Annotated in this window: 24 protein-coding genes; 3 read left to right on the forward strand and 21 right to left on the reverse strand. The window is 64.7% G+C overall.

All coding sequences use genetic code 11. The features are described from left to right. Positions 1-27: 27 nt before the first annotated feature. The gene (locus tag AC07ZS_RS02685) at positions 28-996 is read right to left on the reverse strand and encodes a GlxA family transcriptional regulator (RefSeq protein ID WP_494797090.1); all 969 of its coding nucleotides are present in this window, start codon (positions 994-996) and stop codon (positions 28-30) included. 127 nt (positions 997-1,123) lie between these two features. Between AC07ZS_RS02685 and AC07ZS_RS02690 the strand changes: the two genes are divergently transcribed. Then, positions 1,124-1,669: a cysteine hydrolase family protein gene (locus AC07ZS_RS02690; RefSeq protein ID WP_494797091.1), complete on the forward strand. Its 546-nt coding sequence runs from the start codon at positions 1,124-1,126 to the stop codon at positions 1,667-1,669. Here AC07ZS_RS02690 and AC07ZS_RS02695 read toward each other — a convergent pair. Both AC07ZS_RS02695 and gshA read right to left on the reverse strand, forming a co-directional pair. After that, entirely contained in the window at positions 1,666-3,534 is a 1,869-nt protein-coding gene (locus AC07ZS_RS02695) for a potassium transporter Kup (protein ID WP_494797092.1), read from the reverse strand. The genes AC07ZS_RS02690 and AC07ZS_RS02695 overlap by 4 nt on opposite strands. A 133-nt stretch (positions 3,535-3,667) precedes the next feature. Then, positions 3,668-4,960, reverse strand: a complete 1,293-nt coding sequence (gshA, locus tag AC07ZS_RS02700) for a glutamate--cysteine ligase (RefSeq protein ID WP_494797093.1) — start codon at positions 4,958-4,960, stop codon at positions 3,668-3,670. Positions 4,961-5,080: 120 nt separating this feature from the next. Between gshA and AC07ZS_RS02705 the strand changes: the two genes are divergently transcribed. Continuing rightward, positions 5,081-5,368 (forward strand): hypothetical protein, encoded by a 288-nt coding sequence (locus tag AC07ZS_RS02705; RefSeq protein WP_494797094.1) that lies wholly within the window; start codon positions 5,081-5,083, stop codon positions 5,366-5,368. Positions 5,369-5,379: 11 nt separating this feature from the next. On the opposite strand, the gene AC07ZS_RS02710 is transcribed toward AC07ZS_RS02705, so the two are convergent. The 8 genes from AC07ZS_RS02710 to AC07ZS_RS02745 form a co-directional block, all read right to left on the reverse strand. Beyond that, positions 5,380-6,150: a hypothetical protein gene (locus AC07ZS_RS02710; RefSeq protein ID WP_494797095.1), complete on the reverse strand. Its 771-nt coding sequence runs from the start codon at positions 6,148-6,150 to the stop codon at positions 5,380-5,382. Between the two features lie 63 nt (positions 6,151-6,213). After that, positions 6,214-6,489 (reverse strand): DUF2277 domain-containing protein, encoded by a 276-nt coding sequence (locus AC07ZS_RS02715; RefSeq protein WP_494797096.1) that lies wholly within the window; start codon positions 6,487-6,489, stop codon positions 6,214-6,216. A gap of 23 nt (positions 6,490-6,512) precedes the next feature. Beyond that, positions 6,513-7,793, reverse strand: coding sequence for a glutamate-5-semialdehyde dehydrogenase (locus AC07ZS_RS02720; RefSeq protein ID WP_494797097.1), 1,281 nt, complete (start codon positions 7,791-7,793; stop codon positions 6,513-6,515). Positions 7,794-7,837: 44 nt separating this feature from the next. After that, positions 7,838-8,149, reverse strand: a complete 312-nt coding sequence (locus AC07ZS_RS02725) for a single-stranded DNA-binding protein (protein WP_494797098.1) — start codon at positions 8,147-8,149, stop codon at positions 7,838-7,840. Next, positions 8,146-8,625: a hypothetical protein gene (locus AC07ZS_RS02730; protein ID WP_494797099.1), complete on the reverse strand. Its 480-nt coding sequence runs from the start codon at positions 8,623-8,625 to the stop codon at positions 8,146-8,148. Before AC07ZS_RS02730 ends, AC07ZS_RS02725 begins: the two co-directional genes overlap by 4 nt. Before the next feature lie 34 nt (positions 8,626-8,659). Beyond that, on the reverse strand, positions 8,660-9,133 hold the full coding sequence (locus AC07ZS_RS02735; protein ID WP_494797100.1) for a CreA family protein: 474 nt from the start codon (positions 9,131-9,133) through the stop codon (positions 8,660-8,662). Positions 9,134-9,209: 76 nt separating this feature from the next. Further along, the gene (locus AC07ZS_RS02740) at positions 9,210-10,856 is read right to left on the reverse strand and encodes a PhoX family protein (RefSeq protein ID WP_494797101.1); all 1,647 of its coding nucleotides are present in this window, start codon (positions 10,854-10,856) and stop codon (positions 9,210-9,212) included. Positions 10,857-10,982: 126 nt separating this feature from the next. After that, complete coding sequence (locus AC07ZS_RS02745; RefSeq protein ID WP_494797102.1) at positions 10,983-11,864, reverse strand: class I SAM-dependent methyltransferase; 882 nt, start codon at positions 11,862-11,864, stop codon at positions 10,983-10,985. A 127-nt stretch (positions 11,865-11,991) separates the two neighbouring features. On the opposite strand from AC07ZS_RS02745, the gene AC07ZS_RS02750 reads away from it, so the two are divergent. Continuing rightward, entirely contained in the window at positions 11,992-12,675 is a 684-nt protein-coding gene (locus AC07ZS_RS02750) for a winged helix-turn-helix transcriptional regulator (protein ID WP_494797103.1), read from the forward strand. An 8-nt stretch (positions 12,676-12,683) separates the two neighbouring features. Here the strand turns inward: AC07ZS_RS02750 and AC07ZS_RS02755 are convergent, their stop codons facing one another. From AC07ZS_RS02755 to AC07ZS_RS02800, 10 genes are all read right to left on the reverse strand, one after another. Further along, positions 12,684-13,004, reverse strand: a complete 321-nt coding sequence (locus AC07ZS_RS02755; protein WP_494797104.1) for a hypothetical protein — start codon at positions 13,002-13,004, stop codon at positions 12,684-12,686. 355 nt (positions 13,005-13,359) lie between these two features. Next, a complete protein-coding gene (locus AC07ZS_RS02760) occupies positions 13,360-16,458 on the reverse strand; it encodes a type I restriction endonuclease subunit R (protein ID WP_494797105.1) in 3,099 nt (1,032 codons plus the stop codon). A 3-nt stretch (positions 16,459-16,461) separates the two neighbouring features. Then, entirely contained in the window at positions 16,462-17,523 is a 1,062-nt protein-coding gene (locus tag AC07ZS_RS02765) for an anticodon nuclease (RefSeq protein ID WP_494797106.1), read from the reverse strand. 55 nt (positions 17,524-17,578) lie between these two features. Continuing rightward, positions 17,579-18,805, reverse strand: a complete 1,227-nt coding sequence (locus AC07ZS_RS02770; protein ID WP_494797107.1) for a restriction endonuclease subunit S — start codon at positions 18,803-18,805, stop codon at positions 17,579-17,581. Continuing rightward, positions 18,802-20,361 carry a type I restriction-modification system subunit M gene (locus tag AC07ZS_RS02775; RefSeq protein ID WP_494797108.1) on the reverse strand — a complete coding sequence of 520 codons (1,560 nt, stop codon included), beginning with the start codon at positions 20,359-20,361 and terminating at the stop codon, positions 18,802-18,804. Before AC07ZS_RS02775 ends, AC07ZS_RS02770 begins: the two co-directional genes overlap by 4 nt. Positions 20,362-20,850: 489 nt before the next feature. Further along, complete coding sequence (locus AC07ZS_RS02780; RefSeq protein WP_494797109.1) at positions 20,851-22,305, reverse strand: aldehyde dehydrogenase; 1,455 nt, start codon at positions 22,303-22,305, stop codon at positions 20,851-20,853. 27 nt (positions 22,306-22,332) lie between these two features. Beyond that, positions 22,333-23,151: an ABC transporter ATP-binding protein gene (locus tag AC07ZS_RS02785; protein WP_494797110.1), complete on the reverse strand. Its 819-nt coding sequence runs from the start codon at positions 23,149-23,151 to the stop codon at positions 22,333-22,335. Next, positions 23,148-23,942, reverse strand: coding sequence for an ABC transporter ATP-binding protein (locus AC07ZS_RS02790; RefSeq protein ID WP_494797111.1), 795 nt, complete (start codon positions 23,940-23,942; stop codon positions 23,148-23,150). The genes AC07ZS_RS02785 and AC07ZS_RS02790 overlap by 4 nt, the downstream gene beginning before the upstream one ends. Then, positions 23,932-24,960, reverse strand: coding sequence for a branched-chain amino acid ABC transporter permease (locus tag AC07ZS_RS02795; RefSeq protein ID WP_494797112.1), 1,029 nt, complete (start codon positions 24,958-24,960; stop codon positions 23,932-23,934). Before AC07ZS_RS02795 ends, AC07ZS_RS02790 begins: the two co-directional genes overlap by 11 nt. Beyond that, positions 24,957-25,859 (reverse strand): branched-chain amino acid ABC transporter permease, encoded by a 903-nt coding sequence (locus AC07ZS_RS02800; protein WP_494797113.1) that lies wholly within the window; start codon positions 25,857-25,859, stop codon positions 24,957-24,959. The genes AC07ZS_RS02795 and AC07ZS_RS02800 overlap by 4 nt, the downstream gene beginning before the upstream one ends. Positions 25,860-25,876: the final 17 nt, after the last annotated feature.

Genomic DNA, 25,876 nt, shown 5'->3' on the forward strand with positions numbered 1-25,876 from the left:
TCGGGGCAAGCCGACCCGGCAATGTGCTTAGGCGCGCTGCCGGCCTTCCCGGAAGGCCCTTCGATAAGACGACGGCGAGGTGCGCATCTGGCCGGCGAAGTGCTGCCGCAACGACAGCGCGCTGCCGAAGCCCACTTCGGTCGCCAGCCGCTCGATGGGCATGTCGGTCGTCTCCAGCAACTGCTGCGCCCTCGCCACCCGCTCGGCCACCAGCCACTTGACCACCGTCGTGCCGGTGGCCTCGCGAAAGCGCCGGGTGAAGGTGCGCCGGCTCATGCGGGCCACCTCGGCCAGCACATCGAGCGACAACGGCTGCGACAAATGCTCGCGCGCCCACTCCATGACACCCGGCAGGCGGTGCTCGCTGGGCAGTGAGGGCACCGGCTGTTCGATGTACTGCGCCTGGCCGCCCTGGCGGTGCGGCGGCGTCACCAGCAGGCGCGCCACGCGGTTGGCCGCGTCGGCGCCGTGGCGCTGGCGCACGAGGTGCAGGCAGCAGTCGATGGCGGCCACCGTCCCGGCCGAGGTGATCACGTGGCCGTCGTCCACGTACAGCACGTCCGGGTGAAAGTCGGCCTCGGGGAAGCGCCGCGCGAACAGCCCCCGGCAAGCCCAGTGGGTCGTCGCGCGCCGCCCGTCGAGCAGCCCCGCATCGCCCAGCACAAACGCCCCCAGGCACAGGCCGACCACCTGGGCGCCCCGGGCATGGGCCTGCCGCAGCGCATCGGTCAATGCCACCGGCGCCACCTGCTCCGGGTGGTTCCACGCCGGCACCAAGACGATGTCCGCGGCGGTCATCGCCTCCAGCCCGGCGGGCACCTCGATCTCCATGCCCTGGTCGGTGCGCACGCGCCCGGGTTCCGGCGCGCAGTAAAGCACCTCGTACGGGGGCGGGCCGTCCGGCACCCGATCGGCACCGAACACAATGCTCGGCACAGAGAGGTGGAACAGGCTCACCCCCTCGAAGGCCAGCACGGCGACGCGGACAGGGGGCACGGGATCTCCAGGGTGGGCAACAGGTGGTTTGGCCCGATTCTATTGAAGCGTGTCATCCAGGCCAATGGCGCCCGGCGCAAGCCGTCTCGACAATCCGGCCCACCCTCCTTGAAAGAAAGAGCCCACCATGAGCAAGCGCGCCACCCTCATCGTCGACCTTCAGAACGAATACCTGCCCACCGGCCAGCTGCCGCTGACCGGCATCGACGCCGCCCTGGGCAACGCCGCCCGCATCCTGGCCGCCGCGCGCGCGCAAGGCCAACGGGTCATCCATATTCGCCACGAATCCGCCAAGCCGGGCGCGCCCATCTTCGCGCCCGGGACCAGCGCGGTGCAGATCGTGCCGCAGGTGGCGCCCACCGAGGGCGAGCCGGTGGTCGTGAAGAACCACCCCAACTCGTTCCGCGACACGGCACTGAAGCAGATGCTGGACGCCGAAGGCATCGAACAGCTGGTGGTGATCGGCGCCATGAGCCACATGTGCATCGAGGCGACCACCCGCGCCGCGGCCGACCTCGGCTATCCCGTCACGGTCGTGCACGACGCCTGTGCCACGCTGCCGCTGGAGTTCGGTTCAACCCAGGTGCCGGCGGCCCAGGTGCATGCCACGGCCATGGCAGCGCTGGCCTTCGGGTACGCCACCGTCACCACCACGGACGCGCACCTGGCCTAGATCTCCACCTTCGAGCCCAGCTCGATCACCGCGTTGCTCGGCAGGTTGAGGAACTCCGCCGCCGCGCTCGCGTTGTGGTGCATCTGGGCGAACAGTTTCTCTCGCCAGGGCGCCATGCCGCTGCCGATGGTGGGTACCACCACGTCGCGCGAGAGGAAGTAGCTGGTGGTCATGGGGCCCATGTCGCAACCGCGCCCGCGCATGGTCGACAGGGCTTCCGGCAGATCCTGGTCGTTCTTGAAGCCGTAGTTCACCACCACCTGCCAGCAATCGTGCCCCAGCGGCTCGATCTGCAGGCGCTTGTCCAGGCCGATCCAGGGCACCTCGTGGCTGCGCACGGTGACGAACAGGTTCTGCTCGTGCAGCACCTTGTTGTGCTTGAGGTTGTGCAGCATGGCGTTGGGCACGGTGCCGATGTCGGCCGTGAGGAACACCGCCGTGCCCTCCACGCGCGCCGGCGGCGCGATGAACAGGGCGTCGAGGAAGCTGCCCAGCTCGATCGATTCGGCGTGCTGCTTCTCGGCCATGAGCGAACGGCCGCGCTTCCAGGTCATCATCAGCGTGAACACCGCGCCGCCGATGAGCAGCGGGAACCAGCCGCCCGCGAAGAGCTTGAGCAGGTTGGAACTGAAGAAGGCCAGGTCGACCAGGAAGAAGAAGCCGGTGGCCAGCGCGCACAGCCACAGCGGGTACTTCCAGCTGTAGCGGACCACGTAGAAGGTGAGCACCGTGGTGATGAGCATGTCCAGCGTGACCGCGATGCCGTAGGCCGCCGCGAGGTTGGACGAGGACTTGAACATCACCACCGCCAGCACGATCGCCGTGAACAGGCTCCAGTTCACGAACGGCATGTAGATCTGGCCGGTGTGCTTCACGCTGGTGTGCTGGACCTTCAGGCGCGGCAGATAGCCGAGCTGGATGGCCTGCTTGGTCACGCTGAAGGCGCCGGTGATCAGGGCCTGCGAAGCGATCACCGTGGCCATGGTGGCCATGATCACCAGCGGCAGCAGCAGCCACTCGGGCGCCATGTTGAAGAACGGGTTCTTCACCGCGGCCGGGTCTTCCAGCAGCAGCGCGCCCTGGCCGAAGTAGTTCAGCGTGAGGCAGGGCATGACGACCGAGAACCAGGCCAGGCGGATCGGGCGCTTGCCGAAGTGACCGAGGTCGGCGTACAGCGCCTCAGCCCCGGTGACACACAGCACCACCGCGCCCAGGATGATGAAGGCGGTGCCCGGCTGCGCCCACATGAAGCGCAGCGCGTGCAGCGGGTTGAGCGCCCCCAGGATCTCGGGGTGGCCCACGATCTTCGACACACCGAGCGCAGCGATGGTGAGGAACCAGGCCAGCGTGATCGGGCCAAAGAAGCGGCCGATGCCGCTGGTGCCGCGCTTCTGCACCGCGAACAGCACGAACAGCACCAGCAGGGTGATGGGCACCACGTAGTGCTTGAAGTGCGGCGAGATCACCTCCAGGCCCTCGACGGCCGAGAGCACCGAGATCGCCGGGGTGATGACACCGTCGCCGTAGAACAGCGCCGTGCCGAAGATGCCGATGGCCAGCAGCGTCTGGCGCAGCGCCGGCCGCTCCTTCACCGCCGTGGAGGCCAGCGCCAGCATGGCGATCAGGCCGCCCTCGCCGTTGTTGTCGGCGCGCAGCACCAGCACCACGTACTTGAGCGAAACGATGACGGTCAGCGTCCAGAACAGGATGGACAGGATGCCGTAGACGTTGGCATGGGTGAACGGCACGTGGCCGGAGCCGAAGACCTCTTTCACGGCGTACAGCACGCTGGTGCCGATGTCGCCGTACACCACGCCGATAGCGCCGAGGGTGAGCGCAGCCAGTGACGATTTGGAAGCGGACACAAAACAACCCCGGCCTGTCGGCACGGGGTTCGGTTGTCGAGGGAACGCGATTGTGCGCCCGCCGGCCAGACCTTGTCTGTCGGCTCAGCGCTCTAAACGGAGGGGTCTGCGGAAAATGTTGCGCCGCAGCAACTCACTCGTAGACCTCGGCGTCCGGGTCCGTCGCTTCCAGCTCGTAGCTGGCCGCCAGCATGGCCAGACGGCCGATCACGCCGTACATGTAGAAGCGGTTGGGCACGCTCGCGCCGGGCTTCTGGCCGGGCTGCGGCAGCTGCGCGCTCTGCTCGAACGCCAGCGGCACGTAGCTGGAGCCGGGCGCGTTGAGGTTCTCGTCCACGCCCCGGTCGGCGTGCACGCGGTAGAAACCGCCCACCACGTAGCGGTCCATCATGTAGACCACCGGCTCGGCCACCGCGCTGTTGATGCGCTCGTTGGTCAGCACGCCTTCCTGGATGATGACCTCGTGCACGGCCTGCCCGGCCTGCCCCACGGCCATGCGGGCCTTGGTCTTGGCGGAGAGGTTGTCGATCTCCTTGGCGTCGCGCACGGTCAGGATGCCCATGCCACCCGTGCCGTTGTCGGCCTTGACGACCACGAACGGCTTCTCGTTGATGCCGTATTCCTTGTACTTGCGGCGGATCTTGCCCAGCAGCGCGTCGGTGTTGCTGCGCAGGCATTCGAGCCCCGCGTCCTCGTTGAAGTCCACCTGCCCGCACTGGTTGAACATCGGGTTGATGAGCCAGGGGTCCATGCCCAGCAGCTTGCCGAAGCGCTTGGACACCTCTTCGTAGGCCTTGAAGTGGTGGCTCTTGCGCCGCGTGCCCCAGCCGCCGTGCAGCGGCGGCAGCAGGTACTGCTCGTGCAGGTCTTCCAGGATGCCGGGCACGCCCGCGCTCAGGTCGTTGTTGAGCAGGATGGTGCAGGGGTCGAAGTTCTTCAGCCCCAGGCGGCGCTTGCTGCGCAGCAGCGGCTCCAGCACCACCTTGTCGCCGCCCGGCAGCTCGATGGTGGTGGGGGCCTTGATGTCGTTGGAGAGCGAGCCCAGGCGCACATTGAGCCCGGCCATGTAGAAGATGCGCTGCAGCTGCGCCAGGTTGCTCAGGTAGAAGATGTCGGTGGTGCTCTCGGGCACCAGCAGCAGGTTCTTGGCCTCGGGGCAGATCTTCTCGATCGCCGCCATGGCGGCCTGCACCGCCAGCGGCAGCATCTCGGGCGTGAGGTGGTTCCAGCCGCCGGGATACAGGTTCGTGTCCACCGGCGCCAGTTTGAAGCCGGCGTTGCGCACGTCCACCGAGGTGTAGAACGGCGGCGTGTGCTCCATCCACTCCAGCCGGAACCAGCGCTCGATCACCGGGGTGGACTCGAGGATGCGCTGCTCAAGCTCGTTGATGGGGCCGGTCAGGGCGGTGACGAGGTGCGGGACCATAGGGGGGAGGGGTATTGGCGGCTGGGAAGGCAACCAGTGTAATGGGGGCGCATGACGCCGATTTCAAGCCGGTTTCGGCATTCGGCCACACCTGATTTTCTCGCCCCGGGAGGTGCTTCGATGAGTTTTTTCGCCCTGATGACCGCCCTGGCCGCCTGGCTCAGCGTGTGGCGGCCGCCCGAAAGCACCGGCCTGCGGGTGCTGCTGATGGTGGTGTTCCTGCTGCTGGGCGCCCTGTTCACCCTGGCCGGCGGTTTCGCCTACACCTGGGACAGCGGCATGCAGCCGGGCAAAGCCAGCCCCTGGCTGCTCATCTGGGGCCTGCTCACCCTGGCCTCCCAGGCCGGCAACCTGGCGCGGGCCGTGTTTGAAGGGGAAGGCGGGACCGACTGGCCGGGGCGGCGCTGAGGCTCAGGCGCTCACGGCTGAGCCACCATCGCTCGCAAGGTGCTCGTCCAGGCGGCCTTCGGCAGCTCCAGCAGCTCCAGCCGCAGGCGGTTCTCGATGTCCGGCGTCCACTCGGACATCGGCAGGCGCGAGACCTCGGTCGACAGGGGCGACGCCACCAGACGGTCCCGGTACTTGCCGTCCTGGCGCTTGTAGACCCACTGCGTCACCAGCACCTTGCCCGTCTTGCAGTCCAGCAAGGTCAGGCTCGACAGCAGGTGCAGCACGGAAGCCCCCATCCGGGCCGAATACACGCCGGCGCCCGAGACAGCCTGATTGGTGCCCGAGAACGGGTCCAGGTCCCGCTGCTGTGCCGCCACCAGCACCGCGTCCAGGCGGTTGGCCGCACACCAGTCCCGCAACGGCGCCTCGATCACATCCCAGTGCGGCCCCCAGTAAGCCGGCGCGTCCCATCCATTCTTGAACGCGTTGACCCGCGCGAACTCGGCCGCCGGGTAAGCCGCCTTGACCACCGTGGCCCCGAACACCTTTTCGGCGGCGGCGCCGATCTGATCCTCATAGGCCTTGTCGAGGTTCCAGGCGGCAATGGACTTCTTCTCGCGCTCGTTGCCGAACACAGTGACCCCCACGTACTGCCGCGTGAGCTCGTCGGCCGTCACGGAAGCCACCCCCAGGCGCTTGATGCCGGCGGCCACGTCGGGGGCGATGGTTCGCGGAGCGCTCGCGCAGCCTGTGAGAGCGAGTGCGATCAGGAAGGTACCGGCAACGGACAACAGTTTCATGGCAGTGAGCAGCGTGGTTGAGGTTGAAAGGCGGCACCATTGTGCCGGCTCCCCCACTCGCGCTCAGTCGCCCGTGCCGAAGCGTGCCGCAGAACGCGCCTTCGCCTTGGCCACCTCCACCTCGCGGTTGCGCGGCGCGGCGGTGGTGCGCAGCGAGGCCATGAGCTCGCGCGCCGTGGCCGCCACCTGCTCCACCGCGCGGTCGAACGCCGCCTCATTGGCCTGCGACGGCACGTTGAAACCGCTGAGCTTGCGCACGAACTGCAGCGAGGCGTCGCGGATCTCCAGCTCGGTGGCCGGCGGCTCGAAGTTGAACAGGGTCTTGATGTTGCGGCACATGCTCGCCTCCCTGCCCGGTGGTGTCAGCCGCGCACTTCGCCCTCGCCCAGCACCACGTACTTGAGCGAGGTCAGGCCTTCCACCCCCACCGGGCCGCGGGCGTGGAACTTGTCGGTGGAAATGCCGATTTCCGCCCCCAGGCCGAACTCGAAACCGTCTGCGAAGCGAGTGCTCGCATTCACCATGACGCTGGCCGAGTCGACTTCCCGCAGGAAGCGCTGGGCGTGCACGTGGTCGGTGGTGATGATCGCGTCCGTGTGGTGGCTGCTGTAGCGGTTGATGTGGGCGATGGCCTCGTCCACGCCGCCCACCAGCTTGACGCTGATGACGGGCGCGAGGTACTCCTCTGACCAGTCGGCCTCGGTCGCGTCCTTCAGGTTCGCGCCCGGCACCGCCGCCAGGATCGCCCGGCTCTCGGCGCAGGCGCGCATCTCCACGCCCTTGGCGGCAAAGATGGCGCCGATCTTCGGCAGAAAGTCGGCCGCCACGCTGCGCGCCACCAGCAGGCTCTCGGTGGCGTTGCAGGGGCTGTACTTCTGGGTCTTGGCGTTGTCCGTCACCTTCACCGCCAGCGCGATGTCGCACGGGTCGTCCACGTAGGTGTGGCAGTTGCCGTCCAGGTGCTTGATCACCGGCACCTTGGCCTCGGCGCTGATGCGCTCGATCAGCCCCTTGCCGCCGCGCGGGATGATCACATCCACGTACTGCGGCATGGTGATGAGCTGGCCCACGGCGGCGCGGTCCGTCGTCGGCACCAGTTGCACCGCATCGGCCGGCAGGCCGGCGTCGGTCAAGGCGCGCTGCACCAGCGCGGCCAGGGCGCGGTTGGAGTCGATGGCCTCGGAGCCGCCGCGCAGGATCGCCGCGTTGCCGCTCTTGATGGACAGCGACGCGGCCTCGATCGTCACGTTGGGCCGGCTCTCGTAGATCATGCCGAACACGCCGATCGGCACCCGCATCTGGCCCACGCGGATGCCGCTGGGCATCTGCTTCATGCCCGAGATGTCGCCGATGATGTCGGGCATGGCCGCGAGCTGCTCGCATCCCTGGGCGCAGGTCTCGAGCACCTTGGGTGTGAGCTTGAGCCGGTCCACCATCGGTTCGCTCAGGCCATTGGCGCGGGCGCGCTCCAGGTCTTTCGCGTTGTCCACCTGCAGCGCGTCCACGTTGGCGCGCAGCAGCGCGGCCAGGCCGCGCAAGGCCGCGATCTTGGTGGCCGCGCTGGCCTTGGCCATGAGCGCCGAGGCCGCCTTGGCCTGCAGCCCCAGGGTGTTCATGAGTTCGGTGGTGTTGGTCGCGTTCATCCCCGGGATTTTCGCAGAGGCGCGCGCCCCTGGGGAATGCGGGGTCAAGCCCCGCTGTCGGCCTGGTGCGCCGTCAGCACGTGGGTGGCCACCATGTCCAGGCTGGGGCGCACGATGCCCTGCTTGTCCGTCCAGACCTTGGGCGTGAGCCCGCCCGAGAGCGTGAGCGACTCGCCGTCGCGCAGCGCCACCAGCGCCTGGCCGGCCGCTTCGTCGAACGCGATCACGTTGACGATGAACTCCTCGTCCGCCCGGTTGCGGGCCAGCACCCGGGCCACGATGTAGCCGCGCCCCGCCTTGTCCACCCGCCGGGAGGCTTCGCCCATCAGGCGCCCGGCCACCAGACCGTCGATCATCGCGAAGGCTTCTCGAAACCCGCCGCGATCCAGGCCGACGCGCTGTCCACGTTGAGCTTGAAGGTGGGCGGCACCGGCACGCAGGCCAGTTCCTCGTCGAGCTCGTCCAGCGCACGCAGCGTGGCGGTGGCGCCCTCTTCGTCCGGCACGATGGCCAGGGCCACGCGGATGCGCTGCCCGTCCACCGTCACCGTCACGTTCTTGTTCAGCTGCGCGTGCAGTTGCTGCTCGGAACGGCGAATCACCTCCTTGGCGGTCTTCACCAGGGTGTTGAACGCGGCGGCGTCCAGCGGCTTGGGGTTCTTCTTGTCGCGCCCCATGGTCCAGGGGCCCACCAGGGCCGGCTCGGCCCCGTTGTCCAGATACATGGCGACGGCCCAGCCGTCGTCGTCTTCGTTCTTGACGACGCGGGCCGTCCAGTGTTCGTCGCTCCAGAGGCGGTCTTCGTGAATGGGGTCTTGGGTCTCAGCGGTCATGCGACCGAGGATAACCCCCTCTCCACCCATCTCCTCACTTCACCGGGATCGGTGTGGCGCGGTCCACCGCCACCACGGCCACCGAGTTCTGCGGCGAGCCCTCGATCACGCGGTCCGAGTACGTGAGGTAGACCAGCGAATTCCGCTTCGCGTCCACCATGCGCACGATGCGCAGTCGCTTGAAGATGAGGCTGGTGCGCTCGCTGAAGATTTCTTCCTGCGCCTTGATGGGCTTGGCGATGCCGATGGGGCCCACCTGCCGGCAGGCGATGGACGCCTCGGACTTGTCCTCGGCCAGACCGAAGGCGCCCTTGATGCCCCCCGTCTTGGCGCGCGACATGTAGCAGGTGACACCGCTTACCCCCGGGTCGTCGTAGGCCTCGACCACGATCTTGTGGTCAGGCCCGATGAACTTGAACACCGTGTCCACCGAGCCGATCTCTTCGGCGTGGGCGTTGGAGGCGGCAGCGACGAGCAAGAGGAGGCAGGGAGAGAGGAAGTGGCGCATGGTCGGCTTTCGGGGCATACGAATGCCGACACGGTAGCAGGTCGCAGCGGCGCGCCCGCCGCTGCCGTGGATGCTGTCAGAGGTTGCCCTTGGTCCACGGGCCCACGATGGCCACCGTGATGCCCGGCGTCTGGAGGTTGGCGAACAGGATGCGGCCGGTCGGGTCGAAGCAGGCGCCGCAGAACTCGTAGCCCCGGTAGTCCGCCGGGCCCACCGCCTTGCCGGCGGTGGCAATCTGGCCGGCGTCCAGACTGAGGTTGTTCTTGCACAGGATGTAGGCCTCGCCCGCCGCGTTCAATCCCAGCAGGCGCGAGCCGGTGCCGAAGGCATCGGTGGAACCGCCGCCGTCTTCGCACAGCACCACGCCACCGCGCGGGCTCACCGTGACGTTGTCCGGGTTGTTGCCGGCGGTCTGGTGGCCGCTGACGAAGACCGCGCGCAGGCGCATGGTCGAGAGCGTCAGCTCCCACACCGCGCCCTCGCCCTGCCCCACGCGGCCGTTGCCGTCCACACCGGCGGCGGTGTCCACGATGAACAGCTTGCCGCCCGAGTACCAGATGCCTTCGCCCCGGCTCATGCGCGCACAGCCCTGGCTCAAGGCCTGGTAGGTCGGGCCGGCCGCGAAGCCCATGCTCACGCCACCGGGCTGGCCGACCACGACCACCGGGTCGGCGTCCGGGTCGGCGATGTCGACCCACTCCAGCTCGTACTCGTCACCGATGTCGGGGTTCAGCAAACCCTGGTCGTTGGCCTGCGCCAGCGTCGAAGGCCGCGCCTGGCGCAGCAGCATCTTGATGCGCGCGGCCTGCAGGCGCCCACCGTGGTGCAGGCTGCCGAGCTGACCCGAGGTGTCGTCCGGCAGATAGCGGAAGAAGGCCGCCACGTTGCGGTTGTCTTCGGTCTCGTAGACGGTGCCGGTGGCCGGGTCCACCGCCACCGCCTCGTGGATGAAGCGACCCATGCCCACGATGGGCTGGGCGATCGACTCGGCCGCGTCGTCGGCCACCTCGAACACATAGCCGTGCTTCTTGCCGCCGATGCCCGAAAAGTCGTAAATGGTTTCTTCGCAGGTGAGCCAGGTGCCCCAGGGCGTGGGGCCGCCCGCGCAGTTGCCCAGCGTGCCGCTGATGGAGCCCACCGAGCCGGCCCACTGGCCGTCGCGGAACAGCAGGTTGCTGGTGCCGCCCGCGGGGTAGCCCACGAAAGGCGTGGGCGCGGGGGCGGCGGGGTTGGTCACGATGCCGCCCGCGCCGATGCGGATCGGCTGGCCGCCATAGAACACGGTGATGATGCCGTTGACCTCGGTCGTGGCGTAGGCATGGGGCGCCTGGATCGCCTCGCCCGGCGTGGCCACCAGGCCGCGCTCGTGGTTGCGCACCAGCACCAGCTCGCTGCTGCGGCCGACGCGGCGCGAAGCCACCACGGCCATGCCGTCGTGGCTGCCGGGGGTGGGAGCGCCGTCGCTCATGGCGTCACCCGTCCAGCCGTAGCTGCGGTAGCTGAAACCGGCTGGCAACTGCAGCAACGGCAGGCCGGTGGTCATGTCGTTCACCGGGGAGACCGGCCCATAGGGCGACACGGCGGAAACCGCCTGCTTGCCGGTGGCGGCGCGTGCGTTGCTCGCATAGAGCGCGCCCATCAGGCCCGTGAAGCGCGCGGCGGCCATGGCGCCGGAGCCTTGCAGCAGGCGGCGGCGAACGGGGGAGAACGGGACAGACGACATGGCATTTCCTCGTGGGTTGTGGGTTTGCCACCATCTTCTGTCGCGCTCATTGCCGTTGTGACACACAGCGGCCGTGGGGGAATGGGCCGTTTGGTGCAGAGCGCCCCCAAAGCATGCGCCGCCGGGTCAGCGCGTGCCCGCCCCCACCAGCATCTCGCACGGGCCCACAAAACCGCCCGCCTCGGTTTCAAAGCGGGCCAGGGCCTGCTCGATCTCCGCCCAAGCGTCGGCGCGTTCTTCGTCGCTCAGCGCCGCCAGCATCTGGTGCAGGGCACCGAAGGACTCGCGCTCGAAGCGCACGCACTCGGCGGCCGTGGGAAGGCGCACCGGGGAGTCGACCCGGCGCACCTCCACGTCCCGAAACCCCGCCTGCTCCAGCGTCTTCGCCAACACGCCCTCAGCGCCCAGGGAGAACGGCCCCGGCTGCCCTGGCAGGGGCGGCGGCAGCTGTGCGCGGCGCCGGATGATGCCGACCGGCACGGCGAAGAAGGGGTTGCGATCGGCGGTGGAATACACCACCGCGGCAAAGCGCCCGCCCGGCTTCAAGGCATGGCGAATGCCGGCGAGGGCGCGCTGCTGGTCGGGGAAGTAGATCAGGCCGACGCGCGACACCGCCGCGTCGAAGGAAGCGCCCGGCAAAAGGTCGTGGCGCTCGCCATCGAGCTCCAGGGTGTCCACGTTCGACAGGTCGGCCTGCTCGGCCGCCGATTTCGCGTGGCGCAGGATCGCCGGGGAAATGTCGGTGGCCAGCACGTGGCCGCGCGCACCCACGCGGCGCGCGGCGACCAGGGTTTGCTCGCCTGCGCCCGCCGCCACGTCGAGCACGCGCGCGCCGGGGCCGACGGCCGCCATGTCCAGCATGGCCTCGGTCGCCGGGCCCAGCCAGCGGGCGAGCAATGGGGCCCAGCGGTCCCAGGCTTCGGCGGCGTTCTCCCACTGCGCGCGCGTGGTCTGGCGGAACTTCTCGGCGTCGAAAACAGCCGGGGAGGCAATGAGGGTCTCGGTCATGGCAGTGCTCCTTGAAAAGACCGGTGCGAGGTGCACGGTCGATCTTCAAGTTAAGCCCGATGCCGAAGGCTCTCAAGTCCAGAATCTGGAGTAGGCAAGCCGGCGGCACGCCGATAGACTGGCCCGCATGATCGACTACATGCAGTTCTGTACCGTCGCCCGAGGCGCCGAGGTATTGGGCGAACTGTGGACACCCCTCGTGGTGCGCGAGCTGCTCTGCGGCAGCCACCGCTTCAACGACATTCACCGCGGCGTGCCGCGCATGTCGGCCACGCTGCTGACGCAGCGGCTGCGCAAGCTCGAAGAGATCGGTGTCGTCGAGCGGCGGCGCGTCGAGAAAAACTGGGAATACCACCTGACCCCCGCGGGCGAGGAGCTGCGGCCGATCGTCGTCGGCATCGGCCATTGGGGGGCGCGCTGGATCGGCAGCCGGCTGCGGCACGAGCAGCTCGACGCCGGCTTTCTGATGTGGGACATCCGCCGCTTCGCGCGCCTGGAGGCGTTCCCCGACGGAGAACGCACCGTCGTCCACTTCCGGTTCAGCGATGCGCCGGCGGCCGAGCGGCAATGGTGGCTCGTGGTGGAACACCACGAGGCCGACCTCTGCCGCGACGACCCCGGGCACGACATCAACGTGCTGGTCGACTCGACGGTGCGTGCGCTCACCGAAATCTGGACCGGCGACAGCGACCCGGAGCTGGCCATACAGACCGGGAGCCTCACGGTGCAGGGCGCGGGCCGCAACGGCCAGCGGCTCTGGCGCTGGTTGGGGCGCAGCATGTTCGCCCCGACGCGCATGGCGCAGCGCTGAGCGTTCGATCAGGCTGCCAGGCCCGTCACCTTGTCGGTGCAGTCGTACAGCGCTTCGACGGTGAGCGACAAGGCCTTGAGCTCACGCCGCATCTCGTCGGAGAGCGCCTGCTTGAGCACGGCCCGCTGCACCTCGGGTGAGGCGATCTCCAGAATGTCCTTGCCGGCCGGGGGCTCCAACCTGGGCTCCAGCGAAGAGCGGGTGTCCATGAGCAGCGAGAGGTGCGCCATCTGCTCGTTGGCCTGGACGGCGAGCGTGAGAAGGTACGTAAAAAGTGCGTCGGCTTGGGCGCGCGTGGACGCGCTGCGAGGCGTTTCGGGTTTGGCCATGTTTGGCTTCCTGCGATCGGTTGATGACAACCGCCCGCCCATCACCAGAGATGAAGGATGCAGGCAGCGGCTCGATGCAGCGGTTGATTTTTCTGGCTTCCCGGCCAAGTCACGTTTTTTGGTCGCGACGACGGAGTGTAGGCAGCCGGGCAACCCGAAAGAATTCAAGTTAACCCCTATGTAGAGCGACCTTTTGCGTGAGCAGCAAATGAGATTTCTGTCTGCTTCGGCCTCCGTTCTCGGGTATCAGTCGGAGACTGCAATGCAGCGGGAGCCGACGTTCACGAGCGTCGTGCGTACTCGCGATGACAGACTGTAAGCCGTCGTTCGCGTAACGGATCAGCAACAAGGTGGGTCAAATTTTCCCACCGACACCCTTGAACTTCTCAACAAAGGCAGCGATCTTCTGAAAGACGGTCTGCTTCATGGTTTTGAACTGAGGGTTCAAAGGGCTCATCTTGGGCAGTACCGCGTTGAGTTCGGTGCCGTTCTCGCTAGCGAACTCGCGCTTGAGTGAAGCGGTGATGTAGCGCTTTGCAGCTTCTGCGTTGAGGCCTTCAGTCGTGATCAACTCTTGTGCTTCAAGCTGCTGCTCGGCCTGGGCGAACTTGAAGAACGCATCGATCACGCTGGCCTTGTCGCCGAGCTGGTCTAGGTCGGTCTGGTTGATGAAATCTACCAGCAAGCTTTCCTTGGCGCGGTTGCCAAGGCTTGCACGAATCACGCGCCGCACCTCGTTCACCAGCTCAGTCTTACTCTTGATCTTCTTGTTGTGCTCGAAGATCAGTTCCAGGATGTAGTCCAGGTTGATTTCCTGCGACTTCAGCAGGTCCACCTCAAAGACCACGTCGTCCCAGTCGATGGTTGACTTCTCCTTCTCGGCGCCGGCCTTCTCGCGGCGCAGCCAGTCGCGTACGTCGTTATAAGTGGAGCGGTAGTCCTGGATCTTTCGCTCGGCAGGAAGCGTGATGGCTTGCAGCGCCGTCAGATCTTCATCGCTCAGATAGTGCTTGGCCTTGAACGCCTCCACCGCCGCAGCATCCGTCAGGTTGACGGTTTGAAGCTCCTTCAAGCTGGCGAACTCGTCGTAGTTCTGCAGGATGTTCTCGACGCGCAGGTACTCCCCGAACAGCTTGGCAAAGGCCTTCTTGTCGGACTCCTTCTCAATGGCTGCCGGGTCAGGGAAGCGAGCCTCCAGTTCCTGCACCACATCCTTGAAGCCGCGCCGCGCCTCACCGGTGGCCGCATCGGTGAAGCCCTCCATGTACTCCCTGTAGCTCTTCTCCAGCACCACGTTCTTGGTGTTCTTGTCACCGAACAGGGTGATGGCTTCGATCGTCGCTTGCTCCAAGTCGCGGAAGGTGACGATGTTGCCGAAGGTCTTGGTGGCGTCAAAGATGCGGTTGGTGCGCGAGTAGGCCTGCATCAGCCCGTGGAAGCGCAGGTTCTTGTCGACAAACAGCGTGTTGAGCGTGGGCGCATCAAAGCCGGTCAGGAACATGCCGACCACGATGAGCAGGTCGATCTCCTTGGCCTTGACCTGCTTGGCCAGGTCTCGGTAGTAGTTCTGGAAGCCGTTGCTGTCAACACTGAAGTTGGTCTTGAACAGCGTGTTGTAGTCGGCGATGGCCGCGCTCAAGAATTCCTTGGCGCTGCTGTTCATGGCCGACACATCAAAGCTCTCGTCCTGGATGTCGCCGATCGCGTCCTGCTCCTCGTTGGCGGCGAACGAGAAGATGGTCGCGACCTTGAGCGGCTTGTCGCTGGTCTTCTGCAACTCCCTGAAGCACTCGTAGTAGAGCTTGGCGGCATCCACGCTGCTGACGGCAAACATGGCGTTGAAGCCCTTGTTGCCTGCATGCAGCCGGTGGGTCTTCTGTCGGAAGTTGTTCAGGATGTACTGGCTGACCTCTCGGATGCGGTCCGAGTGCAGAAGGGCTTGCCTGTTCTCGGCCGCACTCAGCTTCTTCTCGTCCTTCTCGGTCTCGATGGCCTTGAACTGCGGGCGTACGTCGTTGTAGTCCACCTTGAACTTCAAGACCTTCTCGTCCCGGATGGCATCGGTGATCACGTACGAGTGCAGCTCGCGGCCAAACACGCTGGCCGTGGTCTCGGCACCCAAAGCGTTCTCCGGGAAGATGGGCGTGCCGGTGAAGCCGAACTGGCTGAACTTCTTGAACTTCTTCTTCAAGTTCTTCTGGGCTTCACCGAACTGGCTGCGGTGGCACTCGTCGAAGATGAACACCACCTTCTTGCCGTAGACGGGCAAGTCCGCCTCGCTCTTCATCAGGTTGTTGAGCTTCTGGATGGTGGTCACGACGATCTTGTTGTCGTCCTTTTCCAGATTGCGTTTCAGGCCTGCCGTGCTGTCAGAGCCGTTGACGCTGTCCGGCGAGAAGCGCTGGTACTCCTTCATGGTCTGGTAGTCCAGATCTTTGCGGTCTACCACGAAGAACACCTTGTCGATGAAGTCCAGCTCGGTAGCCAAGCGTGCAGCCTTGAAGCTGGTCAGCGTCTTGCCTGAACCCGTGGTGTGCCAGATGAAGCCACCACTCTCCGCGTTGCTCCACTTTTTGGCGTGATGGCTGCTGTTGATCTTCCACAAGATGCGCTCCGTCGCGGCGATCTGGTAGGGACGCATCACCAACAGCGTGTTGCTGACGTCGAACACCGAGTAGTGCAGCAGCACGTTGAGCAGCGTGTGCTTCTGGAAGAAGGTGGCCGTGAAGTCCTTTAGATCCTTGATCAGCGTGTTGTCCGCCTTCGCCCAGTTCATGGTGAAGTCGAAGCTGTTCTTGTTGCGCTGCGTGGTGTTGGCGAAGTAGCGGGTGTCGGTGCCGTTCGAGATCACGAACAGCTGCAAGAATTTGAACAGAGACTGATCGCTGTTGAAACTCTCCTTGCTGTAGCGGTGCACTTGGTTGAAGGCTTCGCGGATGGCTACACCACGCTTCTTCAGTTCCACCTGCACGAGTGGCAAGCCATTGACCAGAATGGTCACGTCGTACCGGTTGGCGTGCTTGCCCGTCTGCTCGAATTGCTTAATCACCTGCACCTTGTTGCGGGCGACGTTCTTCTTGTCCAGCAGATAGATGTTCTGGATGCGCCCGTCGTCAAAGACGAAGTCGTGGATGTAGTTGTCGTGGATCTTGCGGGTCTTCTCGACGATGCCATCGCTGGGCTTGTCCAGCCATGACTCGACGAATCGCAGCCACTCGCCTTCGGTGAACTGAACGGCGTTGAGCGCTTGCAGTTGCACGCGCACGTTGGCCAGCAGGTCGACTAGGGACTTGATGGACGCGGCGAACTCGTAGCCCTGATTGAGCAGATCCTGGATCAACTCGCGCTCCAGATCACTTTCGCTCTGGTAGCTCTCGGCGACCTTCCACTCCCGGTTGTACTGGTCCAGAACGATGAAGTTCTTGGACTCGGCGATGGCCTTGTAGTCGTTCATTGGTCAGGCAACCTGCGGCTGCCAGAAGGCATGGTTGTTCTTCAGATGGTCCAGCAGCAGCTTGACCGTCGCGCTCTCGGCCGCCGTTGGCTGAGCAATGGTTTCATTGGACAGCGTACTGTGGCTGGTGAACTGGATGACTCGGCTCAGGTAGAGCTGCCTGTCCTCGGGCAACAACTCTGACCACCTTGGGTAGCCCAAAAAGCTGGCGGTCTTCTCGTAGAGATTGCGCAGCAGGGTGAAGTGATATCGCTCGACCCTGCTGTCAGCTATGGCCTGCTCGATGGTCTTCAGCAAGTGCAGGTGGTACGAAAAGCACTTGTTGGAATCACCCTGCTTTTCGATGAGCTCGAAACTACCATCTTCGTAGCGCTCGAGCATGAAGCTGCCCTTGCCATTCAGCTCATTGAATAGCACGTTGTAGAACAACGGGCTGTGCGTGGTGATGATGAACTTCAGGTCCGATTGACTGGATTTGATCAACGAGGCCAGGTTAACCGCCAGCTCGATCAGGTGGTTTTCATCCAGTGAGCTCACCGGGTCATCCACAAAAACGTGGGTCAGGTTGTTGAAGGCATCGGTGGACCGGTCGACAAATTCCGGGATGTTCAACTCGGCAATCACCTGCTCCAGCAGGGCATTGAACACACTCCAGATGAAGTTGCTTTCTTCGCCTTTAGAGATCTTGATGTGGGGCTCTGGTTGCTGGTTACCGCGCTCAAACGAAAAGCTGACAGAGGAGAAGTCCGCGCTGAAGTGTGGCGTCAGCTTGTCGCTGGTGTAGCGCTGAAAGGTGGTGGTGATGCTTTGGTCCTGGCCTTGTTCTTCCAGTACCCATTTCGTGAAGGCATTGGGCTGGATCTTCAGCTTGGGCTCGGCATCCCGCCCTAAATCGTTGTCCCAATAGAACAGGTCTTCGGTGAAGGCGTTGTAATACAGCAGCTTCTTGTCGGCCAACGCCGCCGACGATGCGTCGTCGACGTCCCCTTTGGGTGCAATCAGCTGCTTGAATGCCCGCGACAGGCGCGTCTTGCCCGTGCCATTGAAGGCGTAGATCAGCTGCACCTTCTTGTTGGCCTCTTGCAGTTGTCGGGCGACCTCCGTAAGCGTCCTGCCCATCTTATCCCTCGACTTCTTCCGGCTCGGGGAAGCCCAACAGCAAGTCGCGGTAGTACTCGTATTGCTGCTGACGCAATTCGATTTCGCGGGGCAAGCCCTCGATGAGGGAACTGGTCAGGGCGTCGAACTTGTCGAGAATGGCGACGATTCGAGTTTGTTCGGCCAACGACTTGTCGGGATCGTCGGGAAATGGAACGGGAATCTCAACCTTGGCAATGCCATCCACCAACAGCCTATTCACCTTGCCGCGCGAAACATGCTTTGCCTTCTCGTCGATGTACGCATTGGTCTGCATGGCATAGGCAATGAACTTGGGATTCATGGAGTGACGAAAGGCGTAGCTGTCATCGTGAATTGCGACGGCCCCCATGCCAAGCCAGGCGACGGCCTTGCCAACGTCATCAACAGTTTCACCCACGCCCGTCATGATGACGTCGCCGGGCAACGCATATCGCAGAGACTTATTCATATCACGACGCACCTTGGAAAAGGCGCGATCCGTCCACGCACCGTACTGGGTGTAGATCTCGCCGTAGTGGATCGCGTCGATGCCGTCGTCGACGAAATCGGCTTTGGTAAAGCGCTTGCCACGAATGAATTGACCAATTTCGCCGAGCGGCTTCCATTCGGCCTCGCCACGCGGAAAGCTCAATAACTGATCGCGATAGTACCTGTATTGCAGCTTACGCGCTGCGTGCTCGGCGGTAAGCTCGGCCGTAAGCTCGGCCGTAAGCTCGGTGAAGGCGTCCAGGATGCGGGCTATTTCGGCTTGGATTTCAAGCGATTTTTGGGGATTGTCGGGGATGGGGATTGGGATTGGGTAATCGGAAATCACTTCCGTTGGCAGGTGTGCGGGTATGGCATCTGTTGCCAGCGATTGGATTTCTCTTTGCCGACTCTTGAGATAATGGAAAAGATACTTGTTATTAAGCCTCTTGCTCGGTTTTATGCAATAGCAAACATCATTGGCCCAAAAAACTTCCTCAATGAAGTTAACAAAACCAGCGGTCCCATACTTGACGATAGTGATCGTATCCTTCTTCTGATTAAATCTATCGAAAAATCCCATAGGGGTAACTCCCCCGCTGTATACGGGGTAATCCTTTTCAGGCCCCAACTCACTTTTTGTTACGCGACGTCCTCGATCGATAGTTGCGCATGACTCCAATGGTGTCCAACGCACCCCAGCGCCATCCAACAGCTTTCTCATGAAGTGGGCGCCGCTCATGCCCCCTGCTCCTCGCCCTCGATATCCGCCACGATGGCATCAATGTCCCTCCGCAGCAGGTCGATCTTGGACACAGTGGTTTTCAGCTCGGCATTGAGCTTGGCAATGTCCACCACCTCGCGGCTGTCCTTGGCGTCCACATAGCTGCTGACCGACAGGTTGTAATCGTTGGCAGCCACCTGCTCCAACGGCACGGACTTGGCGAAATGCTCGACGTTGGCCTTGCGGTCGAACACGGCCATGATGTCGTCGATGTGCTTGTCCAGCAGCGCGTTGTTGTTGGTCTCCTTCTTGAACAACCCACTGGCGTCTATGAACTGTGTGACGGTGTCCTTCTTGTGCTTGGACAGCACCAGAATGTTCACGGCGATGGTGGTGCCGAAAAACAGATTGGACGCGAGCGAGATCACACTCTCCACGTAGTTGTTATCCACCAGGTATTTGCGAATCTTCTGCTCAGCCCCGCCCCTGTAGAAGATTCCCGGGAAGCACACGATGGCCGCACGTCCCTTGGCCGACAAGTAGTTCAGCGCGTGCAGCACGAAGGCGAAGTCGGCTTTTGACTTAGGGGCCAGCACGCCTGCCGGGGCGAAGCGCTCGTCGTTGATCAGCGTGGGGTCATCGCTGCCGATCCACTTCACAGAATACGGTGGGTTGGAGACGATGGCGTCAAAGGGCCGGCCGTCGGCAAAGTGCGGCTCTTCCAGGGTGTTGCCCAGCTGGATGCTGAACTTGTCGTAGTTGACGTTGTGCAAGAACATATTCATCCGCGCAAGGTTGTACGTGGTGTGGTTGATTTCTTGCCCAAAGAAGCCGTCTTCGATCAGGTGGTCATCGAACTGCTTCTTGGCTTGCAGTAGCAAAGAGCCTGAGCCACAGGCCGGGTCGTAGATCTTGTTGATGCTGGTCTGGCCGTACATTGCCAGCTTCGCAATCAGCTTGGAGACTTGCTGCGGCGTGAAGAACTCGCCGCCCGACTTGCCGGCGTTGGCGGCGTAGTTGGAGATGAGGAACTCATAGGCGTCGCCGAACAGGTCGATGTGGTTGGCATCGAAGCCACCAAAGTCCAGTTCCGCAACGCCCTTGAGCACGGCGGCCAGTCGCGAATTCTTGTCCTTGACCGTGTTGCCCAGGCGGTTGCTGGTGGTGTCGAAGTCGGCAAACAGGCCTTTGATGTCTTGCTCGGAGGGATAGCCACTTGCAGATGCTTCGATTGCCTTGAAGATGTTTGCCAGATCGGTGTTCAGGCTCTCGTTGGTGTTGGCATTAGCCACAACATTTACGAATAGCTGGCTGGGGTAGATGAAGTAGCCCTTGGTCTTGATAACGTCGTCTTTGGCCGCCTCGATGTTCTCGTCATCGTCCGCCATGGCGGCGTAGTTCACGCTGGTGTCGCTCCCAGTGATGTAGTCGATGAAGTTCTCGCTGATGAAGCGATAGAACAGGGTGCCCAGCACGTATTGCTTGAAGTCCCAGCCATCGACGGCGCCGCGAACTTTGTTCGCGATGTCCCAGATCTTGCGTTGCAGTGCGGCGCGTTGTTCGTTGCTTGTCATGTTGCTTTGGGGAAAGTGGCAGGTACGAAGCCTTCGTCCTACCCGTACTCCGGCGAAGACGCGTAGGTCAGCGGCATTCTTTTTGCGGCTAGTCTACCTACGTCCGGAAGGCACCCCTCTATCCGAGGCCATAAGCTGTGCAGCGTCTGGCGCAGTGGTGCCCCGAGGATCTAGTCAGACTGTCAGTGCCGCATCGCACCTAAAAGCCCAGCCAATCAAAGCGTCATAGCAGGCGCACGAGTCGAGCAGGCTAGCGGCTGCTCGACTAGCCATTTCGGCCAAGGGGTGTAACAGGAGAATGCTCTGCAGGTAGTCGCTAACGTGGACGACCGGATTTGAGGTCGGCAGTCGTTGGCAGAGCCAGTCCTGACCGGCTGCATTCAGTCTGAAGCGGTCACACAAGCCGCATTCGGTCTGCCGGGACCTGTCACAAAAACAAAAAGCCCCGACGCCTTCAGCTTCGGGGCTTTTCACATCGCCAAGCGAGGATCAGAACGGGTAGTGCCGCGGCGTCGTCTGCATCGTGATCCACCGCAGCTCGGTGAACTCATTGATGCCGGCCTTGCCGCCAAAGCGCCCGATGCCCGAGCCCTTCACGCCGCCGAAGGGCATCTGCGCCTCGTCGTGCACGGTGGGGCCGTTCACGTGGCAGATGCCGGAATCGATCTTGCGCGCCACGTTGAAGGCACGCGCGATGTCGCCGCCGAACACGGCGGATGACAGGCCGTACTCGTTGTCGTTGGCGCAGGCAATGGCCTCTTCCACGCCGTTCACGCGCACCACGCATTTCACGGGGCCAAACGTTTCCTCGTGGTAGATGCGCATGGCGGGCGTGACGTGGTCGAGCACGGTGGCGGGCATGAGGGTGCTGTCGGCCTTGCCGCCGCAGAGCAGCTTGGCGCCTTTGGCGATGGCGTCGTCGATGAGGGCGTTGCAGTGGTCGACCGTGCCCTGGCCGATGACGGAGCCGAGCACCACGGGCTCGGGCTTGCGCGGGTCGCCCAGCGGCAGGGCCTTGGCCTTGTCGCTGAATTTCTTCACGAATTCGTCGGCGATCTTCTGGTCGACGATGAGGCGCTCGGTGCTCATGCAGATCTGGCCGCTGTTGGCGAAGCAGCCGAAGGCGGCACCGTTGACGGCGTCTTCGATGTTGGCGTCGTCCAGGATGACCATGGGCGCCTTGCCGCCCAGCTCCAGCACCACGGGCTTCAAGTATTTCGCGCAGGTCATGGCGATGATCTTGCCGACCTTGGTGGAGCCGGTGAAGTTCACGCGGCGCACGGCCGGGTGGGCCACCATGGCTTCCACCACGGCACCGGCATCGGCCGGGGCGTTGGTGATGTAGTTCACCACGCCGGGCGGGAAGCCCGCGTCCTGGAAGGACTCGACGATGAGCTGGTGGGTGCGCGGGCAGTTTTCGCTGCCTTTGAAGATGACGGTGTTGCCGCAGGCCAGGGGCACGCAGATGGCGCGCACGCCGAGGATGATGGGGGCGTTCCACGGGGCGATGCCGAGCACCACACCGGCGGCCTGGCGCACGCCCATGGCGAGCGAGCCGGGCACGTCGGACGGGATCACTTCGCCCGCCACTTGCGTGGTGAGGGAGGCGGCCTCGCGGATCATGCTGGCGGCGAGCATGGTGTTGAAGCCGGCCCACATGCCGGTGGCGCCGGTTTCGGCGGCCACGGCTTCGATGAATTGGGGCAGCTTGGCTTCGAGCGCGTCGGCGGCTTTGAGCAGCAGGGCGCGGCGTTCGTTGGGGCCGGTTTCGCTCCAGGTCTTGAAGGCTTCGGCGGCGGCTTCCACGGCCATCACGGCATCGGCCGGGCTGGCGGCGGGGGCGCGGGTGGCCACGCTGCCGTCGAGCGGGTTGCGGCGCTCGAAGGTGGCGCCTTTTTCGGCCGTGACTTTGAGGCCGTTGATGAGCATGGACAGGTCGGACATCTGGGTTTCTCCTTGGTGTTGGTGTATTCAGGTAGTGGCAGCGACGGCCTTGCGGCGCTGCACGGCGTCGGCCGCGCTGGTGGTGCCGGTGGCGGGGTCTTTGTCGGCGCCGAGATAGGCTTCGCGGATGACGGTGGAGCGCGCGAGCAGCTTGGCCGGGCCGCTGGCCACAAGCGTGCCGCGTTCGAGCACGTAGCCCCGGTCGGCCACGGCGAGGGCTTTCTTCACGTTCTGCTCGACCATGAGCACGGTGGTGCCGGCGTCGGCGATGCGGCGCACGATGGCAAGCAGTTCATCGACCATGCGCGGCGCGAGGCCGAGCGAGGGTTCGTCGAGCATGAGCAGGCGCGGCGCGCACATCATGGCGCGGGCCACGGCCACCATCTGCTGTTCGCCGCCGCTCATGGTGCCCGCCAGCTGCGTAGCGCGTTCCTTGAGTTTGGGGAAGTCGGCAAAGGCCTGTTCGAGCCGCTGGGCGCGCGCGGCCTTGGGCACAAGCCAGCCGCCGAGTTCGAGGTTTTCCGTCACGGTCATCTGCGGGAACAGCTGCCGGCCCTCGGGCACCAGGGCCACGCCGGCCTGCACGATCTCGTGGGTTTTTTCGGCGAGCTCCTGGCCGTCGAGCAACACGGTGCCGCGGCGCGGGATGAGGCCGTTGAGGGCCTTGAGCAGCGTGGTCTTGCCCGCGCCGTTGGGGCCGAGCACGACGGTGAGGCCGGGCTGGATGTCGAGCTTCACATCGCGCAGCACGAGGAAAGCGCCGTAGCCGGCGGAGAGGCCGTCGATCTTGAGGCGCGCGCGGGCGCCGCCGCCGAGCTCGAAGGGGGTGGGTCGGTACCACATCATGCGGCGGCCTCTTCTTCGGTCATTTCATCGCCCAGGTAGGCTTCGATCACTTCGGCGTTGCGCACCACTTCGGCGGGCGTGCCGTCGGCGATCTTGCGGCCCTGGTGCAGCACGATCACGCGCTCCACGTGGCGCAGCAGGGTGGTGACGGCGTGTTCGATCCAGACCACGGTGAGGTCGAGCTCGTCGCGCAGGCGGCGGATGAGGCGCGCCATTTCTTCCACTTCGTTTTCGGTGAGGCCGGCGGCCACTTCGTCGAGCAGCAGCAGGCGCGGGCGCGTGGCCAGGGCCATGCCGATTTCGAGCAGGCGCTGCTGCGAGGGCGTGATGGCGGCGGCGGGCAGGTCGGCCTGGGCGCTCAGGCCGATGAGGCCGAGGATGCTTTCGGGGGTGCGCAGCACCCAGGGCACGGAGGCTTCTTCGCCCCACAGGATGTACTTGCGCGGGCGCCGGCCGGCGAACTTGAGGCCGAAGGCGATGTTGTCGCGCACGAGCATGTCGCCGAAGACGCGCGGGGTCTGGAAGGTGCGCGCCAGGCCGTTGGCGGCGAAGCGGTGCGGGCCCTTGCCGGCCAGTTCGCGGCCTTGCACCGAGAGCGCGCCGCTGGTGGGTTTGGTCACGCCGGAGATGGCGTTGAAGAAGGTGGTCTTGCCGGCGCCGTTGGGGCCGATGATGCCGACGAGTTCACCGGGCAGGAAGCGCGCGCTGACGGCGTCCACGGCGGTGAGGCCGCCGAAGCGCACGGTGACGTCGCGGGCGTCGAGCAGGGGGGCTTGCAGGTCAGAAGACATGGCTGCGCTCCCGCTGGTCTTTCTCGCGCTGCTTGCGGCGTTTGGTTTCGCCGCTCAGGTCGTCCTTGATGTCTTTCCACCAGGCCCTGGCGTCGTCGCGCCAGGCCCGGAAGGTGTCGGTGCGCACGGAGGCCAGGCCGCCGGGCAGGTAGAGCACCGAGAGGATGAGCAGCAGACCGAGCGACATCATGTAGACCTGCGGCACCTGCAGGCGCAGGGTTTCGGCGAGCACGCTGAAGACGATGGCCGCGATCAGCGGGCCCCAGAGCGTGGCCGCGCCACCGATGAGGGCGATGAGCACGGTCTGGAAGCCGATGAAGGGGTTGAACACGGTGTGCGGGTCGATGTAGGTCCAGCGCACGGACATGGCCGCGCCCACCGCGCCGGCCACCGCGGCCGTGATCGCGAAGCCGGCGATCTTGACGAGGCGGGTGTTCACGCCCAGGGTCTGCGCGCGCTGTTCGTCGGCACCGATGCCGAGCATGGCCAGGCCGAAGCGGGTGCGGCGGATGGCGATGGAGAGCGCCACCGTGCCCACCGCGAGCAGCAGCACGGTGAAGTAGATGGTGTCGCGCTCGGGCACGACCATGAGCACGCGGCCGACGGTGCCGGTGACCGATTTCTCGAAGTAGCTGATGGCGTGGCGGATGAGCTCGGTCATGCCGAAGGTGAGCACGGCGAAGTAGGTGCCGCGCAGGTGCAGCACGGCCGCGCCCATGACGATGGCCACGCCGGCGGCGATGAGCGCGCCCAGGCCGATGGCCTGCGACCAGCTCACACTCTCCAGCAGGATGGCGCTGGCGTAGGCGCCGATGCCGAAGAAGGCCGAGGTGGCGAGCGAGAGATAACGCGTGGTGCCACAGAACAGCGCCCAGCTGGAAGACAGCGCGATGTACATGAGGCAGGTGAGCGCCATGGAGACGACGAAGTCGCTGCCGAAGCCGGGCAAGGCCACAGCCCAGCCGGTGAAGCCGAAGAGGACCAGCAGGTCGCGAATGAGGAATTGACGGGAATTCATGCTTTGCGACTCTTTCGAGCGAAGAGTCCTTCAGGGCGCAGCAGCAGCACGCCGATGAAGACGACGTAGCTCAGCAAGGCCTTGAGTGAGGGGTTGGTGAAGTGCATGCCCAGGGCTTCGATGACGCCGAGCAGCAGGCCGCCCGCGAGCGCGCCGCCCATGCTGCCGAAGCCGCCGAGGGTGATGACGATGAGGGCGGTGACGGTGTAGGGCTCGCCCATGGAGGGGCTGATGGTGTAGGCCATGGAGAGCAGGCAGCCCGCCACGCCCGAGAGGCCCAGGCCGATGCCGAACATCATGGGGTGCAGGCGCTTGGTGTTGATGCCCATGAGCTGCGCGCCGGTGGGCGACTGCATGAGCGCGCGCACGCCCTTGCCCAGCAGGGTGGTGCGCAGCAGCAGGATGAGCGCGCCCGAGAACAGCAGGGCCAGGGCGAACACGACCAGCTTGTTGACGGCGAACTGCGCGTTGCCGCCGGGCAGCGGGATGGACAGCGGCTGCGTGAGGTAGTCGTAGCCGCGCAGGTCGCCGCCCCACACGTAGGAGATGAAGTTCTGCACCAGGAACATGAGGCCGAAGGCGACCATGAGGCCGCGGGCCTCGAACACGTCGAGGTTGGGCGAGGTGGCGGTGAGGCGGCGGAAACACAGCCAGTGCACCGCCACACCGAGGGCGAACAGCAGGCCGAACGAGACCGGGATCATCCACAGCGGCGAGAGGCCGAAGGAGGTCTGCACCATCCAGGTGAGGAAGGCCCCCACCATGAGGAATTCCCCGTGCGCGATGTTGAGGATGCGCATCAGCCCGTACTGCAGGTTCAGCCCGAGCGCGACGAGCGCGTAGATGCCCCCGGTGATGAGACCGGAGGCGATGAGTTCTAACCAGGCGGAGAAAGACATACAGAGGAGAGAAGAAA

Source organism: Hydrogenophaga sp. GW456-12-10-14-TSB4, from assembly GCF_059424305.1.

Excerpts from the sequence above, each read along its gene's own strand:
- AC07ZS_RS02740 (WP_494797101.1), bottom strand. The coding sequence starts at position 10,856 with ATGTCGTCTGTCCCGTTCTCCCCCGTTCGCCGCCGCCTGCTGCAAGGC.
- AC07ZS_RS02720 (WP_494797097.1), bottom strand. The coding sequence starts at position 7,793 with ATGAACGCGACCAACACCACCGAACTCATGAACACCCTGGGGCTGCAG.
- AC07ZS_RS02750 (WP_494797103.1), top strand. The coding sequence starts at position 11,992 with ATGATCGACTACATGCAGTTCTGTACCGTCGCCCGAGGCGCCGAGGTA.
- AC07ZS_RS02770 (WP_494797107.1), bottom strand. The coding sequence starts at position 18,805 with ATGAGCGGCGCCCACTTCATGAGAAAGCTGTTGGATGGCGCTGGGGTG.
- AC07ZS_RS02715 (WP_494797096.1), bottom strand. The coding sequence starts at position 6,489 with ATGTGCCGCAACATCAAGACCCTGTTCAACTTCGAGCCGCCGGCCACC.
- AC07ZS_RS02785 (WP_494797110.1), bottom strand. The coding sequence starts at position 23,151 with ATGATGTGGTACCGACCCACCCCCTTCGAGCTCGGCGGCGGCGCCCGC.
- AC07ZS_RS02735 (WP_494797100.1), bottom strand. The coding sequence starts at position 9,133 with ATGCGCCACTTCCTCTCTCCCTGCCTCCTCTTGCTCGTCGCTGCCGCC.
- AC07ZS_RS02775 (WP_494797108.1), bottom strand. The coding sequence starts at position 20,361 with ATGACAAGCAACGAACAACGCGCCGCACTGCAACGCAAGATCTGGGAC.
- AC07ZS_RS02760 (WP_494797105.1), bottom strand. The coding sequence starts at position 16,458 with ATGAACGACTACAAGGCCATCGCCGAGTCCAAGAACTTCATCGTTCTG.
- AC07ZS_RS02710 (WP_494797095.1), bottom strand. The coding sequence starts at position 6,150 with ATGAAACTGTTGTCCGTTGCCGGTACCTTCCTGATCGCACTCGCTCTC.
- AC07ZS_RS02690 (WP_494797091.1), top strand. The coding sequence starts at position 1,124 with ATGAGCAAGCGCGCCACCCTCATCGTCGACCTTCAGAACGAATACCTG.
- gshA (WP_494797093.1), bottom strand. The coding sequence starts at position 4,960 with ATGGTCCCGCACCTCGTCACCGCCCTGACCGGCCCCATCAACGAGCTT.
- AC07ZS_RS02745 (WP_494797102.1), bottom strand. The coding sequence starts at position 11,864 with ATGACCGAGACCCTCATTGCCTCCCCGGCTGTTTTCGACGCCGAGAAG.
- AC07ZS_RS02725 (WP_494797098.1), bottom strand. The coding sequence starts at position 8,149 with ATGATCGACGGTCTGGTGGCCGGGCGCCTGATGGGCGAAGCCTCCCGG.
- AC07ZS_RS02790 (WP_494797111.1), bottom strand. The coding sequence starts at position 23,942 with ATGTCTTCTGACCTGCAAGCCCCCCTGCTCGACGCCCGCGACGTCACC.
- AC07ZS_RS02755 (WP_494797104.1), bottom strand. The coding sequence starts at position 13,004 with ATGGCCAAACCCGAAACGCCTCGCAGCGCGTCCACGCGCGCCCAAGCC.
- AC07ZS_RS02795 (WP_494797112.1), bottom strand. The coding sequence starts at position 24,960 with ATGAATTCCCGTCAATTCCTCATTCGCGACCTGCTGGTCCTCTTCGGC.
- AC07ZS_RS02730 (WP_494797099.1), bottom strand. The coding sequence starts at position 8,625 with ATGACCGCTGAGACCCAAGACCCCATTCACGAAGACCGCCTCTGGAGC.
- AC07ZS_RS02800 (WP_494797113.1), bottom strand. The coding sequence starts at position 25,859 with ATGTCTTTCTCCGCCTGGTTAGAACTCATCGCCTCCGGTCTCATCACC.
- AC07ZS_RS02780 (WP_494797109.1), bottom strand. The coding sequence starts at position 22,305 with ATGTCCGACCTGTCCATGCTCATCAACGGCCTCAAAGTCACGGCCGAA.
- AC07ZS_RS02705 (WP_494797094.1), top strand. The coding sequence starts at position 5,081 with ATGAGTTTTTTCGCCCTGATGACCGCCCTGGCCGCCTGGCTCAGCGTG.